The following is a 17,624-nucleotide window of genomic DNA, read 5'->3' as shown; positions in this document are numbered from 1 at the left end:
GCTGTTAGATTCTTGTTCTGTCAGGAAGCTCTGCCGATAAGCTAACGGCTAATAGCTCTCAGCTAACAGCTTAAATAAAAACCATGGCTATCCTTTCCAAAGACGAAGCCCAGGCCATCCTGAAAAAGGTGCTGGGATTCAGTAAAGCTGATGAGTGCCAAGCCAACCTGAGCGGGCGCACCACCGGCAACGTGCGCTACGCCCGCAACTCGGTGAGCACGGCCGGCGCCACCGACAACGTGAGTCTGGCCGTGGAAGCGCGGTTTGGCAAACGCTCGGGCATTGCCACCTGCAACGAGTTCGACGATGCCACGCTGCGCCGCTGCGTGCAGCGGGCCGAGGAAATTGCCCGCCTCGCCCCCGAAGACGCCGAGTACATGCCCCTGCTCGGGCCCCAGCAGTACCTCACGCCCACGGCCTACGCCGCCAGCACCGCCGCCATCACGCCCGATTTCCGGGCCCAGGCGGCCGGCGACAGTATTGCGCTGTGCGCGGCCAAGAACCTGACGGCCGCCGGCTACCTCGAAGACGGCGCCTACTTTCAGGCCCTGCGCAACAACAAGGGCCTGGAGGCCTACCAGCAGAGCACCAACGTCGATTTCAGCATCACGGTGCGCACGCCCGACGGCACGGGCTCGGGCTACGCCACGGCCGACTACACCGACGCCAGTAAGTTCAGCGCCAAAAACCTGACCCAGCTGGCGGCCGACAAAGCGGCCGGTTCGCGCAACGCCAAGGCCCTGGAGCCCGGCAAGTACACCGTCATTCTGGAGCCTGCCGCGCTGGCTTCGGATGAAGGGCTGCTCAACAACCTCATGTACAGCCTCGGGGCCCGCGAAGCCGACGAGGGCCGCTCGTTTCTGAGCAAGAAGGGCGGAGGAAACCGCCTCGGCGACAAGCTCTTCGATGAGCGCATCACCATCTACTCCGACCCCTTGAATGCCGAGGTGCCCAGCGGCGTGTTCGATGGCGAGGGCCTGCCCGTGAAGCGCATGACCTGGGTGGACAAGGGGAAAGTTTCCAACCTCTACTACTCGCGCTACTGGGGCCAGAAAAGCGGCAAGCCCGCCACGGCTTTCCCCGGCAACTGGATTATGGAAGGTGGCACCCAAAGCGTGCAGGACCTGATCAAAGGCACCGCCAAAGGCATCCTGGTCACGCGCCTGTGGTACATCCGCGACGTGGACCCGCAGACGCTGCTCTACACCGGCCTGACGCGCGACGGTACGTTCTACATCGAAAACGGTCAGATCAAGTTTCCCATCAAAAACTTCCGCTTCAACGAGTCGCCGGTCATCATGCTCAACAACGTGGAGGCCATCGGCCGCCCGGTGCGCATCGGTGGCAACCTCGTGCCCCCGTTGAAGATTCGCGACTTCACGTTTACCAGCCTCTCGGACGCGGTATAAGCGCTGAGGTTGAATTGATTTCGCTATTCAAAAGCCCGTCTGGCAGGTTGCCGGATGGGCTTTCGAGCTTTCGGTGGGTGAGGGGGACTTTCTACTCTCTCTGAAAGCATCTATGTAAAGTCTGATAGAGTTGTCGATTTTTACAGCCTGAGTAATATATAGGGCGTTTTCACCGGATTGAATCCACGTTTCAGAAGTCTGCGCAACAGCCTTTCTACTTTGTATGCAGACTGGCGTTGCAGCACTTTTGCACAGCCTTCCTACCTGGTAGCCGTGCAAGCGGCGCTGGGTTCCCTATCTTCCGCCATGCCTTCTATCTACCAACTCAAGCCCCTTTTCCAGCAGTTGCTGCGGCCGGTATTGGCGGGCCTGCACCGCGCCGGCATTACGGCTAACGCCGTAACGGTGGCCGCCGCGGCAGCTTCGGTGGCTTACGGCGGCTGGCTATGGCTGGCTCCCGGCAGCCGCTGGGCCTGGGGGTTGCTGCCCGTGTTTCTGCTGCTGCGCATGGCCCTCAACGCCATCGACGGCCTACTGGCCCGCGAGTTCAACCAGCAAAGCCGCATCGGCGCCATCCTCAACGAAACCGGCGACGTGGTGTCCGATGCGGCCCTGTACGCGCCCTTTGCCCTGCTGCCGGGCTCGTCGGCGGCCCTGGTGGGCCTGGTGGTGGTGCTGGCGGTGCTCACCGAATTTGTGGGGGTGCTGGGCCAGGTGGTGGGCACGGAACGCCGCTACGAGGGCCCCGCCGGCAAAAGCGACCGGGCCGTAGTATTCGGCGCCCTGGCGCTGGCCGTGGGCCTGGGGCTGCCGGTCGGGCCCTTCCTCAACTACCTCTTCGGGGCCCTAGCGCTACTGTTGCTGCTCACCTGCTTCAACCGCGCCCGCAAGGCGTTGGGGTAAGGTGTCAGTTGTCAGTGGAGGGACGTCATTCAGAGCGAAGCGAAGAATCTCGCGGGCTGACATCGAAACGACACCCTGTCGGCCCCTGGCGAGATTCTTCGCTTCGCTCTGAATGACGTTCCTCTCACTTCTCACCCCTCACCTCATCACCGCTAAAATATGCACGGCATTCTGGCGTATGCTTTCGGGGGAATTCTGGCGCTGCTGGTAGTGGCCTCGGCCGTTACGGCGCTGCTGATTCGGCGGCAGCCGGAGCGCAGCTACACGTCGGTGAAGCTGCGGATTCAGACGTGGTGGTGGCTGGCGGGGCTGCTGTTTCTGGCCCTGAGCTTCGACCCGCTGGTGGCGCTGGGCCTGACGGCTTTCGTGAGTTATCTGGGCTTCAAGGAATTCGTGTCGCTGGTGCCGACGCGGCCCGCCGACAACCCTACGCTGCTGCTGGCCTATCTGGCCATTCCGGTGCAGTACCTGTGGGTGCACATGGCCTGGTACGGCATGTTCATCATCTTTATTCCGGTGTATGTATTCCTGCTGCTACCCCTGCGCATGGTGGTGGCCGGCGAAACCCGGGGCTTTTTGCGGGCCGCCGGCACCCTGCACTGGGGCCTGATGACGACCGTTTTCAGCATCAGTCATCTAGCTTATTTGCTGGCCTTACCCGAACACGCCGGCGCCCACGGGCCGGTGCGCGGCGAGCTACTGGTGTTCTACCTGCTCGTGCTCACCCAACTAAACGACGTGGCGCAATTCCTGTGGGGCAAGCTGCTGGGCCGCCGCGCCATTGCGCCCCGCGTGAGCCCCAACAAAACCCTCGAAGGCCTGCTCGGCGGCATCCTCACTACCACGCTGCTGGCCTGGCTGCTGGCGCCCTGGCTTACGCCGTTCAGCGCGCGCGACGCGGTGCTGGCGGGCCTGCTCATCAGCCTCTGCGGCTTCACCGGCGACGTGGTGATATCGGCCATCAAGCGCGACATCGGCGTGAAGGACTCCGGCCGCCTGCTGCCCGGCCACGGCGGCGCCCTCGACCGGCTCGACTCCCTTACTTACACTGCCCCGCTGTTCTTCCACTTCATCTATTACTTCTATTATTGAAGGACTCAGGCCACCATTTGTCATTCTGAGCGCAGCGAAGAATCTCGCGTGCTGAAGTATATCCTCACAGTAAGGTTACCATTGCACGCGAGATTCTTCGCTGCGCTCAGAATGACAGACTGTACTTGGCTTCTCATTCCCAGTCCCCTAGCTCCTCAACCAAATGCCCACCACTCCCCTCCTGAAAGCTGGTCAAGCGGTGTTGCGGTGGCTGTTTATGCTGTTCGTGGCCTACCCGCTGGTGCTGCTGGGGCTGGGGTTACGGGTGCGGCACCGCGAGCGACTGCCCGCCCAGGGCCCGGCCATTGTGGTAGCCAACCACAACAGCCACCTCGATTTCATGGTCCTGCTCTCCTTGTTTCCCTTCCTGAGCGTACCGCGGGTGCGGCCGGCCGCCGCCGCCGACTACTTCTGCAAAGTGAAGTGGTTTGAGTGGCTGGCCCGCAACTTCGTGGGCATCCTACCAATTGTGCGCGGCGGGGCCCAGAAGGGCGAAGCCGACCCGCTCTCAGCGTGCTACCGGGCCCTGGAAGCCGGCCAAATTCTGCTCATCTTCCCCGAAGGCACGCGCGGGCAGCCCGAGCAGCTGGCCGAACTCAAGCCCGGCATCTGGCACCTGGCCCGGCGCTTTCCCGAGGTGCCCATCGTGCCGGTATTCATGCACGGATTGGGCCGCGCGCTGCCCCGCGGCAGTTTCGTGCCGGTGCCTTTCCAGGTGAAAGTAGCCGTGGGCCAGCCCGTGCCGCTACTCCCCGATAAGGCCGATTTCCTGGTTTCGCTGCGCAACGCCTTCGAGTATCTGCGCGGCAAAGTAGCGCCACCGGCACCCGCGGAGGAAGATGAAGACCAGTCTGGAGCAGAAGAAAAATCAGAAGAATTCACAAAAAACGTGTCATGCTGAGCTTGTCGAAGCATCTCCACCGCTTCGTTGCAGTCGACAGGATAAGCATAGCGGTAGAGATGCTTCGACTGCGCTCCGCTTCACTCAGCATGACTACCTCTTTCCCTAATCCCTAAGTTCCTAACTCCTAAGCCCTGATAGCCATGCAGCCCACCTACGCCACCGCCCGCCCCTGCGAGGAGCGCCGTTTTTCGTCGTTTGATAACGCTGACCTGTTCTACCGGCACTGGCCGGCCACCGAGCCGGCTGATGGTCCGCGCCGGGCCGTGGTGCTGTTCCATCGAGGGCACGAGCACGGCGGGCGCATGGCCCATCTGGCCGACGAGTTTGGCCTGCCGGGCTTCGATTTTTTTGCCTGGGATGCGCGCGGCCTGGGCCTGTCGGATGGCGAGCGGGGGGCGGCCGAAAACTACGGCGTGCTGGTGAAAGACGTGGACGAGTTCATGCGCCACATCGGCCAGACCCACGGCATTGCGCTGGAGAATATCGTAGCCGTGGGGCAGAGCTTCGGGGCCGTGACGCTGGCCACCTGGGTGCACGACTACGCGCCCCGGCTGCGCGGCATGGTGCTGGCGGCCCCGGCCTTTAGCATCAACCTCATTGTGCCGGGGGCGCTGGCGGGGCTGCGGCTGCTGTACGCGGTGCGCGGTAACTACTTCGTGAAGTCGTACGTGAAGCCCACCCAGCTCACCCAGGACCCCGCCCGCCTGGCCACCTACGAAGCTGATTCGCTGATTACCCGGCCCATTGCGGCCAACATCCTGCTCGATGTGGCCGACGCCGGCCAGCGCGTGGTGGCCGATGCCGCCGCCATCCACGTGCCCGCCCAAATCCTGATTTCGGGCGACGACCAGGTGGTGTACGAGGAACCCCAGGACCGCTTTTTTGGCAACCTGAGCAGCCCCATCAAGGAAATCCACCGCTTCCCCGGCTTTCGCCACGACACGCTGGGCGAGCTGGGCCGCGCCAAGCCTATTGCGCTGGCTCGCAAGTTCATCGAGCGGGTTTTCGCCGAGGCCCCGGCCCGGCCCCTGACCCTGCTCGATGCTCACCGGCAGGGCTTCACCAAAGCCGAATTCGACCAGCTGAGCCAGCCCGCCGGCTCGGCCCTGGCCCGGCTGTACTGGGCCCTGGGACGGTTCTGGATTAAGGTGGGCGGCCGGTTTTCCAAAGGCATCAAAAACGGGCTGGCCACCGGCTTCGACTCGGGCAGCACCCTCGATTACGTGTACCAGAACCGCCGCCAGGGCCTCACACCCATCGGCCGGATCGTGGACGGCGTGTTTCTCGACAGCATCGGCTGGCGCGGCATCCGCATCCGCCGCATTCATCTGGAGCAGCTCATCGGCCGGGCCATAGCCCTGCTGCGCGACTCGGGCCAGCCGGTGCGCCTGCTCGATATTGCCGCCGGCCACGGCCGCTACGCGCTGGCCGCCGCCGCCCGGCACCCCGGCCAGGTTGAGCAAATCCTGCTGCGCGACTACAGCCCCGCCAACGTAGCCGACGGCCGCCGCCTGATTGCCGAGCAGGGCCTGGCCAGCGTTGCCCGGTTTGAGGAGGGCGACGCCTTCGACGCGGCTGATTTGGCCGCTTTGCAGCCCCGCCCAACCCTGGCTATCGTGTCGGGCCTCTACGAGCTGTTCGCCGATAACGACTTGGTGCGCCGGTCGCTGGCCGGGCTGGCCGGGGCCGTGGCACCGGGCGGTTACCTGCTCTACACCAATCAGCCCTGGCACCCCCAGCTCGAAATGATTGCCCGCTCGCTTACCAGCCACCGCGACAACGGCGCCTGGGTGATGCGCCGCCGCGTGCAGGCCGAAATGGACGAGTTGGTAGCCCAGGCCGGCTTCGAGAAGCTCGACCAACTGACCGACCAGTGGGGCATCTTCACGGTGTCCATCGCCCGGCGGGTAGGTGAAGCAGCAGCAGTGCCTGCTGAAGCTGCGGAAGCAGCGGTTTCGGCAGAGTAACAGGACCCAATATCTTTTCCGCAGAGGAGCGCAGAGGGTTTCGCAGAGGTACGCGGAGAAAGTTCACTGCGTACCTCTGCGAAACCCTCTGCGCAAAACCGTTCAGACACCCTTTATGCACTTCTTCCGAAACCGCCCCTGGCCGCGGGCGCTGGGGTGGCTGTTGCTGCTGGGGCCGTTCTTCTTCCTCTCCTACGGCCTGGCCAACTGGTGGACGGGTCAGCTGGGCCACGTTGGTTCACTGGTGTTCGGCTGGGAGCACCGCATTCCGTTCTGGGCCTGGACTATCGTGCCGTATATGTCGCTCGATGCATTGTATGCCGGCTCGCTTTTCCTGTGTGCCAGCCGGGCCGAATTGGACGCCCACGCCCGGCGCCTGCTGAGTGCCAGCGCGCTGTCGGTGCTGGGGTTTCTGCTGTTTCCGCTGCAGTTCAGCTTCGTACGGCCGGCCGTGGCAGGGCTCAATGGCTGGCTGTTTGAGGTGCTGGCGGGGTTCGATAAGCCTTACAACCAGGCGCCCTCATTGCACGTGAGTCTGGCGCTGCTGGTGGGGCTGGTGTACTGGCGCCACTCGCGGGGCCTGTTGCGGGGGCTGCTGGCGGTGTGGTTCGGGTTGATTGCGTTGTCAGTTTACACCACCTTCCAGCATCATTTTATTGATGGCGTAGCCGGCGCAGCGGTGGGCGTTTGCTGCCTGTATCTTTTTCCGGATGCCCCGCGGGCCTGGCAGCCGGTACGCGCGCCTGCCGACCGGCCCTGGCGCCGCCGGCTGGCCGCTGGCTACGGGCTGGGCGCGGCGGTGCTGCTGGCCGCGGCTACGGCCCTGGGCGGCTGGGGCTGGCTGCTGCTGTGGCCGGCCGGGGCGCTGCTGCTTGTGGGGTTGGCCTACGCTGGGCTGGGCGCCTCGGTGTTTCAGAAGCTCGATGGCCGTCAGAGCTTCGCGGCCCGGCTGTTGCTGGCCCCTTACCGGCTGAGCGCCTGGATTTCCTCGCGCCTGTTCACGCGCCGGCAGGCGCCCGCGGCCGAGGTGCTGCCCGGCCTCTGGCTGGGCCGCGCCCCCGGCCGCGCCGACTGGCCCACACCCACCTACGGTTCAGTTCTCGACCTCACAGCCGAGTTCAATCTCAGCAAAACGGCCCGCGCCCGGCCCCACCAGAGCGTGCCGCTGCTGGATTTGGTGCTGCCTTCTTTAGAGGAGCTGCAGGCTGCCGTAGCGGCGCTGCACCGGCTGTGGCCGCACCGGCCGGTACTGGTGCATTGCGCCCTGGGCTACTCGCGGAGCGCGCTGGTAGTGGCTGCCTGGCTGCTGGCTACCGGCCGCGCCGCTACGCCCGCCGAGGCCGTAGCGCAGCTGCGGGCCGCCCGGCCCCAGGTGCATCTTACTGAGCGGCATCTGGCAGTACTGGCCGCGTATCAGGCCACTTTGGCTGTCGAATCTCAACCCACCCTAAGCTGATGCCTGAGACCCAAAACGCCATGATCTACCGCGTAACCCAGGGGTTTTTGCGGGCCGGCCGGGTGTTCGATGGGGCCTCGTCGGTGTTGCTGCTGGCCACTTTGGGGCGAACATTGCTGCCGCTGGAATCAGGCGTGGTGGTCGGGCTGGTCGGCGCCTTGCTGCTGGCCGCGCTGGCCAAGTACTACGCGTGGCGCGTGGCCCTCGATGCCGAGTTCTTCGCCCTGTTGCACGAGCAGCCCGAAGCTACGGCCGAATTTGACGCGGCGCTGGCTGAGTTTCGGGGTCGCCCTACGCCACCATCGCGCCCACCGGAAAGCCGCTGGTACGGGGCCCGGCAGCTGGTGCGGCGGCAGGCGGTGGTTGTAGGGGCGCAGTTGCTGGCCGTAGGGGCACTGCTGATTTTCGGCAGATAAACCAGCCGGAAAGCCGGATATGGATGCAACTTCGGCGGTGGGGGCGTTTCCTTGCTTCACGGCCCGTATTATTGCCTTCCCAACCTGCCCTCATGCCCGCTGCCGCCTTCACCTTCGTGCGCCTCAAGTACCAGTCGGGCGACTGGGATGCGGTGGATGAGCGCATGCCGGCCAACCTGCTCCACTCACTGGTGCAGTACACCAAGGTGCCGGTGGCGCCCAAGGAGAAAGTGGTGGCTTTGGATTCGGAAGAGCTGTTTCGCTACCCGTTCTGCTACCTCTCGGGCCACCGGCTGGTGCAGTTTTCGGCCGCCGAGAAGAAGAACTTCGAGCAGTACGTGCGCGGCGGCGGATTCGTGTTCGTCGATGACTGCAACCACGACATCGACGGGCTGTTTGCGCGCTCCTTTGAGGAGCAGATGCGGGTGTGCTTCGGAGCCGGGGCGCTGAAGAAGCTCCCCCAGTCGCACCCTGTGTACTCGCAGTTTTTCCAGTTTCCGGAGGGCCCGCCCAATACCGGCTTCGAGCTCAACGGCTGGGGCGACGACCTGGTGCACGACTACCTCAAAGGCATCGAAATTGGTGGCCGTTTGCGGGTGCTCTACTCCAACAAAGACTACGGCTGCGAGTGGGACTACGACTTCCGCAACAAGCGCTTCCTGGCCGAAGACAACACCAAGTTCGGCGTCAACATCATCCTTTACGCTCTTACGGCCTGACGACGGAGCCAACCCGATGCCTGCGCCTATGCCACTTCAGACTTTACGCTTCCCTCCTTTCTCCATGACCGAACAAGACGTAACGCGCCTGCTGGCCAAAATCCCGCTGCTGAAACAGGAAATTGGGAAGGTGATTGTGGGCCAGCAGCAGGTGCTGGAAGAAGTGCTGGTGGCCCTGCTGGCCGGCGGCCACGCGCTGCTCGAAGGCGTGCCGGGGCTGGCCAAAACCCTGCTCGTGCGCACGCTGGCCCAGGCCACCGACCTGCCCTTCCGCCGCATCCAGTTCACGCCCGACCTGATGCCGACCGACATTCTGGGCACCGAGATTTTGGAAGAGGACCACGGCACCGGGCACCGCTCGTTCAAGTTCAACCCCGGCCCCATTTTCGCCAGTCTGGTTTTGGCCGACGAAATCAACCGCACGCCGCCCAAAACCCAGGCCGCGCTGCTGGAGGCCATGCAGGAGGGCCACGTCACGTACGCCGGCCAGGAGCACGCGCTGCCCAAGCCGTTCTTTCTGCTGGCCACCCAGAACCCGATTGAGCAAAGCGGCACCTACCCGCTGCCCGAGGCCCAGCTCGACCGGTTCCTGCTCTACGTGCGCATCGGCTACCCCACCGAACAGGAGGAGTTGGCCGTGCTGACCGGCACCACCGGCACCGCCCGCCCCGAAGTGCAGCCCATCCTCAGCGGCGACGATGTGCGCCAGCTGCAACTGCTGACCCGGCAGGTGAGCATCAGTGAGGAACTGGTACAGCAGGTGAACCGGCTGGTGCGGGCCACCCGGCCGGCCACCTCGCAGGTGAAGTTTATTCAGGATTACGGCCGCTGGGGCGCCGGCCCGCGCGCCGGCCAGGCCCTGATTCTGTGCGCCAAGGCGCGGGCGCTGCTGCAAGGTCGTTTCGCGGCTACTTCGGAAGATGTGCGGGCCCTGGCCCCGGCCGTGCTGCGCCACCGGGTGCTGCTCAATTTCAACGCTGAAGCTGAAGGCTTGACCACGGATGATGCGGTAGCGGCGCTGTTACAGGTAGTAACTCAATAATTTTTGTTTTTAGCGAGTTGATTTTCGGCCGAACGTCATTCAGAGCGCAGCGAAGAATCTCGCGTGCCAGAGTATTCCTAATAGCAGGATTGCCATTGCAACCTCAGCATGCGAGATTCTTCGCTGCGCTTTGAATGACGTTCGGCCGAAAACCAAAAACCAAGCGAAATGCTGACGCCCGAACACCTGCACGCCCTGCACAATCTGCCGCTGGCCGCCCGCCAGGCGGCCGAAGGGCTGCTGCACGGCGCCCACCTGAGCCGGCGCAAGGGCGCGGGCATGGAGTTCAGCCAGTACCGTCCCTACCAGCCCGGCGACGACCTGCGCCGCCTCGACTGGCGCCTCGCCGCCCGCTCCGACCGCTACTATTTGCGCGAATCGGAGGTGGACACCAGCCTGACGGTGCACCTAGTGCTCGACGCTACGGCCAGCATGAACCACCGCGACGATAATGGCCTGAGCAAGCTCGAATACGGCCGCCTGCTGTGCGCCGCGCTGGCCTACGTGGCCACCCAGCAGGGCGACGCCGTGGCCCTTACGGTGCTGCACCCCGGCGGCCTGCGCCACCTGCCGCCCCGCGCCGACGCCCGCCAGCTGCCCCGCCTCTACCACGCCCTCGAAACGGCCGACGCCGCCGGCCAATTTCCTGACACCGCCACCCTCGCGCCCCTCACCGCCCGCCGCCAGCCCGCCCTCACTATTTGCGTAACCGATTGGTACGAGGAAAACGGCGAAGTCGAGCAGCTACTGACGCGGCTGCGGGCCGCCGCGGGCGAGGTGCTGGTGCTGCACCTGATGGCCCGCAACGAGCTGGAATTCACGTTTCGCGGGGCCGTGACGTTTGAGGACCTCGAAACCGGCCAGCAGCTGCAGCTCGATGCCGGCCAGCAGCGCCAGGTCTGGCAGCAGCAACTGCAACCCTGGCTGCAGGCCACTGCCCGCCGCGCCCGCACCCTCGGCTTCGACTACCAGCTGCTGAGCACCGCCGACCCGTTTACCGATGCGCTGCGCGAGTTTCTGCGTCGCCGCGCCCGGGGGCTGTAGAGATGCATAGTTGCGTCTCGGCGTTGAACGGGGCCGTTGAACAGTCGGTGAGTAGCTATTGAACGGCTGCAGCGGTGGCGCAAAAGCATCGTTCAACGACGAGACGCAACTAGGCGTCTCTACACCGTTCGGGCTGCCGCAACTACCTCCTCCGATTCGTGTCTGTATTCCCGCATTTTCAGCATATTGATAATCCGTAAATCAACAGCCCAAAGCTTGTAGCTTGCCGCTGACTGCTTGTAGCTCCCTCCGTGCCGCCAATTTTTTTCACCCACGCCGCCGCTGGTTGGCTGGCCCTGCTGGGGCTGGTTGTGCCGCTGGCCATTTACCTCTGGAACCGCCGGCCGGGCCGGGTGGTGCGGGTGGGCAGCGTGCGGTGGCTGCAAGCGGCCGCCAACCAGCGCCTGCGCAGCCTCAAGCCCGAACAACTGCTGTTGTTTCTGCTACGCGCGGCTGTGCTGGGGCTGCTGGCGCTGGCCGTGGCCGAGCCGCTGCAGCTGCTGCCCGTGCCGCCCGCCCGCGGGCAGGTGCTATTGGCTCCCGGCGTGACGGCCGAAGCCATAACCCCGGTGCGCCCCCTGCTCGATTCGCTGCGGCGGCGCGGCTACGAGCTGCGCCAGCTCGCCGATTTTCGGCCCGTTAGTCCAGTCCGGCCCTGGTCGGCGCTGGGCCTCGGCGACACCACCGGGCAGGCCTCGTCCCGCCTCGTAATCGATACCGTTTTGGCGGCCGCGCCCAACCTCTGGAACACGGTACAGCTGGCCACCGACTCGCTGCCCGGCCGGCCTTTGGTAGTAGTCGCGCCCCTGAGCGTGGCCAGTTTCCGGGGCACCCGCCCGGCGCTGCCGGCCACTGTGCGCTGGCTGCCGCTGCCTCCGCCCGATTCGAGCCGCTGGCTCGTGGCCGCCTGGCAGCCCCACCCCGACAGCCTGGTGGTGCTGCTGGCCAACGGCTCAGAGTCGGCCGTGGCTTACCAGCAAGTGCGCGTGCGGCGGCCGGCAGGCGGCCAACCGGTTGAGGGTAATTGGGGCGGGGCTGAAATCAGGCTGATAAACCAAAATGAGCTGCTGGTAGCCGAAAACGGCCGCCGCCGCACCGTGCCGCTGCTGCGCCGGGCGCCGCGCTGGCACCTGAGCCACGATGCCGCCCACGCCGCCTCGGCCCGGGTGCTGGCGGCCGCGCTGCGGGCCGTGGCGCCGGCCCTGCCGCTACGGCCCCGGCTGGCCGTTTCTACCACCGAGCCAGCACCGGCCGACTCGCTCGACTGGCTGTTCTGGCTGCGCGACGCCCCGCTGCCCGCCCGCTGGGCCGATGACGCATCGGTGCGCATCTGGCAGGAAGCCGACGCGGGCGCCAAGCCTTTCGCCACCGAATTCCAACCCGTCGCCAGCACCGAAACCAGCGCCATTGTCCGCCTCGACACAGTCCGCCAATTGGCCGCCGTACCCGTGTGGGCTACCGCCGCGGGCCGGCCGCTGCTGAGCTGGCAGCCCCCCGGCCGTTACCGCCTGCACACCCGCCTCGATGCCGCCTGGAGCACCCTGGCCGACAACCCGGAGCTGCCCGCGCTGCTGTTGCCGCTGCTGCTGCCCCCGGCCCCGCTCGCCTTCCAGCCCGATTCGCGCCAGCTGGCTTTGAGCCAACTGCGCGGGCCAATTGCGGCACCAGTGGAGGGCATTGAACCAATGACCCCGCGACGGGAGCTGGCTCCCTGGCTGGTGCTGGCGGCCGGCCTGCTGTTTCTGTTGGAGCGGCTGCTGGCGGCCCGCCGCAACCGTGCGGTGCGCGCTACGGCCGCTGTCGAATCTTTCACCGCCCAACGCCAGCCCGTATGAGCCCCGCCGTTGCCTCTACTCCTGCTGCTATTGCAGCGGCTGCCCCGGCTGGGCTGGTGCTGGCCGCCGGCCGCAGTCGGGCCCGCCGCCGCACCCTGGCCCTGCTGCTGCCGGCGCTGGCCGCTGGCGCGCTGTTGCTGACGGTGGCCACCGCTTGGCCAGGTGCGTGCTACCTTGTGGCGGGCGCAATGTTGGCACTGCTGATGCTGGTGAGTTGGGCGCTCTGGAGCATCTGGCACGAGCCGCTGGCGGCCACCGCTCGCCACCTCAACCAGCAGCACCCCAGCCTCGAAGACAGCACTGCCCTGCTGCTACGCCCTGCCGATGAGCTCAACCTGCTAGAGCACCTGCAACAGCAACGGCTGCAGCAGCGGCTGCCGGAACTGGCCGTGGCCGGGCCGCTGCTTCCCGTAGGCTTTCGGCCGGCTTTAGGCGGTGCGGGGGCGCTGTTGCTGCTGGTGGCGCTGGCGTGGTGGCAGCGGCCCGGCGCCGCTATTGCGCCGGCTGCGGCTGGTGCGCCCGTGGCGCTGCACTTCCAGCAGGAAACGCCGGTTCAGCCGGCCACCGCCCCGCGCATCGTGGAAACCCGGCTGCGGGTGCAGCCGCCGGCCTACACCCGCCAGGCCGCATTTGTGCCCGAAGCCGCCTCGTTCCGTTGCCCGGCCGGCAGCCGGGTGCGCTGGCAGGTGCAACTGAGCCGGCCCTCGAAAACGGCGCCAGTGCTGGAGCTGGGTGCCCGCAAGCTGCCGCTGCGGCCGGTGCCGGGCGATTCGCTGGCTTTTGAACGCGACGAAGTGCTGTTGGCCTCAACTCTGTACCGGCTGCGGCTGGGCGGGCAGGTTTCCGATGATTATTCGATTGAAGTAGTGCCCGACCAGGCACCGGTTATTCGCCTCATTCACCCCAAAGCCTACACGCTGGTGGAGTTCGGACAGCCGCCGCGGGTAGCCATCGAGGCTCGGCTAACGGACGACTACGGCCTGAGTCGGGCCCGGCTGGTGGCCACCGTGGCCCAGGGTCAGGGCGAGGCCGTGAAGTTCCGGGAAGTGGTAACCGAGCTGAGCACCGGCCTGGGCAACCAGCCCGCCACCGCCACGCTGCGCCCGGTGCTCAACCTGCGGGCCCTGGGACTGAGCTACGGCGACGAAGTGTACTTCTACCTGCAGGCCTGGGACAACCGCCGGCAGCTCACCCGCTCCGACACATACCTGGTGCAGTGGGAAGACACCACGGTGCAGACCAGCGCCCTCGATGCCTCGCTGGGCGTGAGCACGGCGCCCGCCTACTTCCGCAGCCAGCGCCAGATTATCATCGACACCGAAAAGCTGCTGGCCGAGCAAAGCCGCCTGCCCGCCGCCACGGTGCAGGAGCGCGCTAACGCCATCGGTGTTGATCAGAAGCTGCTGCGCATGCGCTACGGCAAGTTTCTGGGCGAGGAAACCGACGAGAGCATCGGCGGCGCCACCCGCCCCGATGAGCACGACGAGGCGACCAGGCCCGCCGACCCGCCCGGCATGGGCTCGGTGGTAGCCGAGGACCACACCACCCCCGAACCGGCGGCCGCTGCTGCCGAGGAGCACCACGAAAACGACGGCCACGACCACAGCCACGGCCTGCCCGCGCCCAAGGGCCAGTCGGCCGCCGAGGCGCGCACGGCCGAGCTGATGGAACCCTACATGCACCGCCACGACGACTCGGAAACGGCCGATTTTCTGGAGCCCGCCGTGAAGGCCAAGCTGCAGGCCGTGCTGGCTCAGATGTGGGAATCGGAGCTGCGGCTACGCACCGGACGGCTGCGCGAGGCGCTACCGTTCGAGTACCGCGCTTTGCGGCTGCTGAAGGAGGTACAGCAACAAACCCGGGCCTACGTGAAAAAGGCCGGTTTCACGCCGCCGCCCATGCCCGAGGCCACCACCCGCCTCACCGGCGACCTGGCCGGGGCCGCCGCCCCGCGCCGCCAGCGCCAGCTCGATGCGCCCCCGCACCAGCCCACCCTGCGGGCCGCTTTGGCCACCGTACGGCAGCTGCGAAGCTCAGCCAGGCCCCCCGCCGGGGCCGCAGCCGCGCTGGAACAGGCGGGCCCCGAACTTTCGCGGGCCGCCCTGCAGAAGCCCGGACGCTACCTGGCAGCGCTCCGCAACCTGCGCGAAGCAACGGCCGCTTTGCGGGCCGGCCGGCCGGTGGATAAGGCCGGTTTACTACCGCTGGAGCGCGCCCTCTCCGACCTGCTACCCGTGCCGGCGCCCGCCCCCACCGCCAGGCCCGCCCCCAGCAGCCAGCTCACCCGCCGCTATTTCAACCTGCTGAATAACTAAGAAGTGAGATTCAAGCGATGAGCAATAAGACGAGCAACTGACGCTATTGAAGGCACGCCTGGCGCTGACTTTCCAGGCAAACTCCGGCGTCGCCGTTAGCCCATCCCACAACCCAGGCACACGCTGCAAATTTTCCACATTCCGCGCATTACCCACATTCCTCCCATCGTGCTTTACCTGCTCCCCCTGCTGCTGGCCGCGCTGCTTACGGTGCTGGCCCTGCGCCGGCCCGACCCGCGACGGCGGGGGCTGCGCGTAGCGGCGGGCCTATTGGCCGTAGCCGGCCTGACGCTGGCCGCCCTGCCGCCCACGCGGCCGGGGCCGGCTGCGGCGCCGGGCGCTACGACGGCCGTACTGCTCACGCCCGGCTACTCCCCCGACACGCTGGCGGCGCTGCTGGCCCGCCTGGAACCGGGCACGCCCCTGTGGCGCTTTGCCCCCACCAAAACCACCAAAACCACCGCCACTTCCGACACGCCCACTTTCCGCAACACTAGCGCCATTCGGGCCCGGCTGCCGGGGTTGCGCCGCCTGCACGTGCTGGGCCAGGGCCTGCCGCCCGCCGATGTACCCGCGCTGGCGGGCATCGCGCTGGAAGTTCACGCCGACGCAGCGTTGGCCGGTTTCCGGGAGGCTGCCTGGGAGGCCCAGCCGGTGTTGGGTGAAGTCTGGACCGTAAGCGGCGCGTTTACGGGACCCGAAACCGGGCCGGTGTGGCTGCGGCTGCACGCGGCCGGCGCCGTACGCGACTCGGTGCAACTGCCGCGGGGCACGGGCCCTTTCCGGCTGCGCTTTACGCCGCGGGCGGCGGGCCGGGCGGTGTATGCGCTGGAAGCCCGCGGCAACGGCCGGCCGCTGGCGCGCGAGCCCGTGCCGGTAGAGGTGCTCATGCCCGAGCCGCTCCGGGTGCTGCTACTGTCTGCCGCCCCGTCGTTTGAGCTGCGGTTTCTGAAAGACTACCTGGCCGGTCGCCAGTACGCGGTGGCCCTGCGCACGGGTCTGAGCCGGGGCCTTACCCAGACCGAATTTCTCAACCTGCCCAACCCACCCGCTTTGGGCAGCCTCACACCCGCCCTGCTGGCCCGCTTCGATGTAGTGCTGACCGACGCGGCCACGCTCTCCAGCTTCAGCGGGGCCGAAACGGCGGCTTTGCGCACGGCCGTAGCCAACGGCACTGCCGGCCTGCTGCTGTTGGCCGATGCGGCTCCGCTGCCGCGGCAGTTGCCGGGTGGCGCGGCCTTTGGAGTGCAGGCGCGGTCGGCCGCCGCGGCGGCCACGGCGCAACCCCTGCGCTGGCCCGGGGCCCCGGCCGAAGCCACGGCGCTGGTGCCGGCCACGTTGCGTACCACCCCTGCCCTGCGCCCGCTCATCAGCCTTGGCCCCGACCAGCAGTTGGTGGCCGCGGCGCGGCGCCTGGGGCTGGGCGCCGTGGTGGTGAGCACCGTTACTGAAACTTTTCCGTGGCAGCTGCGCGGGCAGCCGGCGGTGTATGGAGCCTACTGGAGCCGCCTGCTCGGGGCCGCCCGCCCACCCCGGCCCGCCGCGCTCAGCATCGCTCCACTCAGCCACTGGCCGCAACCCAACGCCCCGCTGGAGCTGCGCGTAACGGGCGCTACGGCCGGCCCGCTCACCCTTACCGGCTCCAATGGCGCAACGGTATCTGCCGCCTTGCGCCCTGACGCGCAGGTGCCCGAGTGGAGCACCGCCACCTACTGGCCCTCGGCCGCGGGATGGCACGAGGCCCGCGTAGGCGCGGGGCATCGGTGGTTCTATGTGTACAACCCAGAGCAGTGGCGCGGCCCCGAACAGCCGGAATGGCAGCTGGCCGCGGCCCGGGTTTCGGCGGCTGCGGCGGCTGGCCCGGCTACGGTTGCGGCAGCTGCACTAAAGCCGGACGCACCAGCCGGAGCCGGCCGCGACACCTGGCCGCGCTGGTGGGGCTACCTGCTGTTTGTAGCGGGCGCGGGGCTGCTGTGGCTCGAAGAAAAGCTGTAGCCGGCTCCGCCGAAGCCCGCCTTACCAGCCTGACAGTCAGCCAGTGGCGTGGCGGGCGCCGTATTTCCTGCGGCTGGGGTCTATCTTACGGCCCAGTTGGGCGTAAAAAAGCAGCCCGGGCACCGCCTTAGCGGAACCCGGGCTGCCAATAGTAAACCGGCCAGGCCGGCAGTTACTACTTCACTTCCTGCGTGGTGGTAGTGGTGGTCGAAGTAGCCTCCGTGGTGGTAGCGGGAGCCGTTTCGGTGGTGGCCGGAGTGGTCATGGGCTCGCCTTCGGTCGTTACTACCGTCGTGTCCATTGGCGTCGTGGTGGCGTCCATGGTGGTAGTTTCGGTGGCGGTGGTCGTTTCAGCAGCCTTCTGCTCGCACGAAGTGAGGGTAGCGGCGAAAACGGCAACCAGGGCCGAAGCTTTCAGGAAATTTTTCATGTTGGGGGTTGGTTGGAAATGATGGTCTGAAAAACGTGGTTCATCCGTAAATCAGCCAAGGGTAACCCACCGCCGGAAAATAAATTTTCGGTGGGTT

General features: G+C 66.5%; 14 protein-coding genes. 13 read left to right on the top strand and 1 reads right to left on the bottom strand.

Annotated elements, in window-relative coordinates:
* The first annotated feature begins 83 nt into the window (after positions 1–83).
* The 13 genes from H145_RS0101870 to H145_RS0101810 all read left to right on the top strand — a co-directional run bounded on the left by H145_RS0101870 (position 84) and on the right by H145_RS0101810 (position 17,097).
* Positions 84–1,409: a TldD/PmbA family protein gene (locus H145_RS0101870; protein WP_019946434.1), complete on the top strand. Its 1,326-nt coding sequence runs from the start codon at positions 84–86 to the stop codon at positions 1,407–1,409.
* A 306-nt stretch (positions 1,410–1,715) separates the two neighbouring features.
* Complete coding sequence (locus tag H145_RS0101865) at positions 1,716–2,312, top strand: CDP-alcohol phosphatidyltransferase family protein (protein WP_019946433.1); 597 nt, start codon at positions 1,716–1,718, stop codon at positions 2,310–2,312.
* Positions 2,313–2,471: 159 nt separating this feature from the next.
* Complete coding sequence (locus tag H145_RS0101860) at positions 2,472–3,404, top strand: phosphatidate cytidylyltransferase (RefSeq protein WP_019946432.1); 933 nt, start codon at positions 2,472–2,474, stop codon at positions 3,402–3,404.
* 163 nt (positions 3,405–3,567) lie between these two features.
* Positions 3,568–4,305 (top strand): lysophospholipid acyltransferase family protein, encoded by a 738-nt coding sequence (locus tag H145_RS19515; RefSeq protein ID WP_019946431.1) that lies wholly within the window; start codon positions 3,568–3,570, stop codon positions 4,303–4,305.
* A gap of 143 nt (positions 4,306–4,448) precedes the next feature.
* Positions 4,449–6,275: a bifunctional alpha/beta hydrolase/class I SAM-dependent methyltransferase gene (locus H145_RS0101850; protein WP_019946430.1), complete on the top strand. Its 1,827-nt coding sequence runs from the start codon at positions 4,449–4,451 to the stop codon at positions 6,273–6,275.
* 115 nt (positions 6,276–6,390) lie between these two features.
* Entirely contained in the window at positions 6,391–7,731 is a 1,341-nt protein-coding gene (locus H145_RS19510) for a phosphatase PAP2/dual specificity phosphatase family protein (protein WP_019946429.1), read from the top strand.
* Complete coding sequence (locus tag H145_RS19505) at positions 7,731–8,147, top strand: hypothetical protein (RefSeq protein WP_019946428.1); 417 nt, start codon at positions 7,731–7,733, stop codon at positions 8,145–8,147. Before H145_RS19510 ends, H145_RS19505 begins: the two co-directional genes overlap by 1 nt.
* A 92-nt stretch (positions 8,148–8,239) precedes the next feature.
* The gene (locus H145_RS0101835; protein ID WP_019946427.1) at positions 8,240–8,866 is read left to right on the top strand and encodes a DUF4159 domain-containing protein; all 627 of its coding nucleotides are present in this window, start codon (positions 8,240–8,242) and stop codon (positions 8,864–8,866) included.
* Positions 8,867–8,930: 64 nt separating this feature from the next.
* Positions 8,931–9,908, top strand: a complete 978-nt coding sequence (locus H145_RS0101830; protein ID WP_019946426.1) for an AAA family ATPase — start codon at positions 8,931–8,933, stop codon at positions 9,906–9,908.
* 168 nt (positions 9,909–10,076) lie between these two features.
* Positions 10,077–10,952, top strand: a complete 876-nt coding sequence (locus H145_RS0101825) for a DUF58 domain-containing protein (RefSeq protein ID WP_019946425.1) — start codon at positions 10,077–10,079, stop codon at positions 10,950–10,952.
* A 251-nt stretch (positions 10,953–11,203) separates the two neighbouring features.
* Complete coding sequence (locus tag H145_RS0101820) at positions 11,204–12,787, top strand: BatA domain-containing protein (RefSeq protein ID WP_019946424.1); 1,584 nt, start codon at positions 11,204–11,206, stop codon at positions 12,785–12,787.
* Positions 12,784–15,102: a hypothetical protein gene (locus tag H145_RS0101815; protein WP_157540988.1), complete on the top strand. Its 2,319-nt coding sequence runs from the start codon at positions 12,784–12,786 to the stop codon at positions 15,100–15,102. The genes H145_RS0101820 and H145_RS0101815 overlap by 4 nt, the downstream gene beginning before the upstream one ends.
* Before the next feature lie 168 nt (positions 15,103–15,270).
* On the top strand, positions 15,271–17,097 hold the full coding sequence (locus H145_RS0101810; RefSeq protein ID WP_019946422.1) for a hypothetical protein: 1,827 nt from the start codon (positions 15,271–15,273) through the stop codon (positions 17,095–17,097).
* A 175-nt stretch (positions 17,098–17,272) separates the two neighbouring features.
* Here H145_RS0101810 and H145_RS0101805 read toward each other — a convergent pair whose 3' ends face one another.
* Positions 17,273–17,527 carry a hypothetical protein gene (locus H145_RS0101805; protein ID WP_019946421.1) on the bottom strand — a complete coding sequence of 85 codons (255 nt, stop codon included), beginning with the start codon at positions 17,525–17,527 and terminating at the stop codon, positions 17,273–17,275.
* Positions 17,528–17,624: the final 97 nt, after the last annotated feature.

Origin of the sequence: Hymenobacter aerophilus DSM 13606 (genome assembly GCF_000382225.1) — a bacterium.
In the GTDB taxonomy this organism is placed as follows: domain Bacteria; phylum Bacteroidota; class Bacteroidia; order Cytophagales; family Hymenobacteraceae; genus Hymenobacter; species Hymenobacter aerophilus.
The sequence above is the reverse complement of the archived record's forward strand: the minus strand, read 5'-3'. Positions and strand labels throughout refer to the sequence as shown.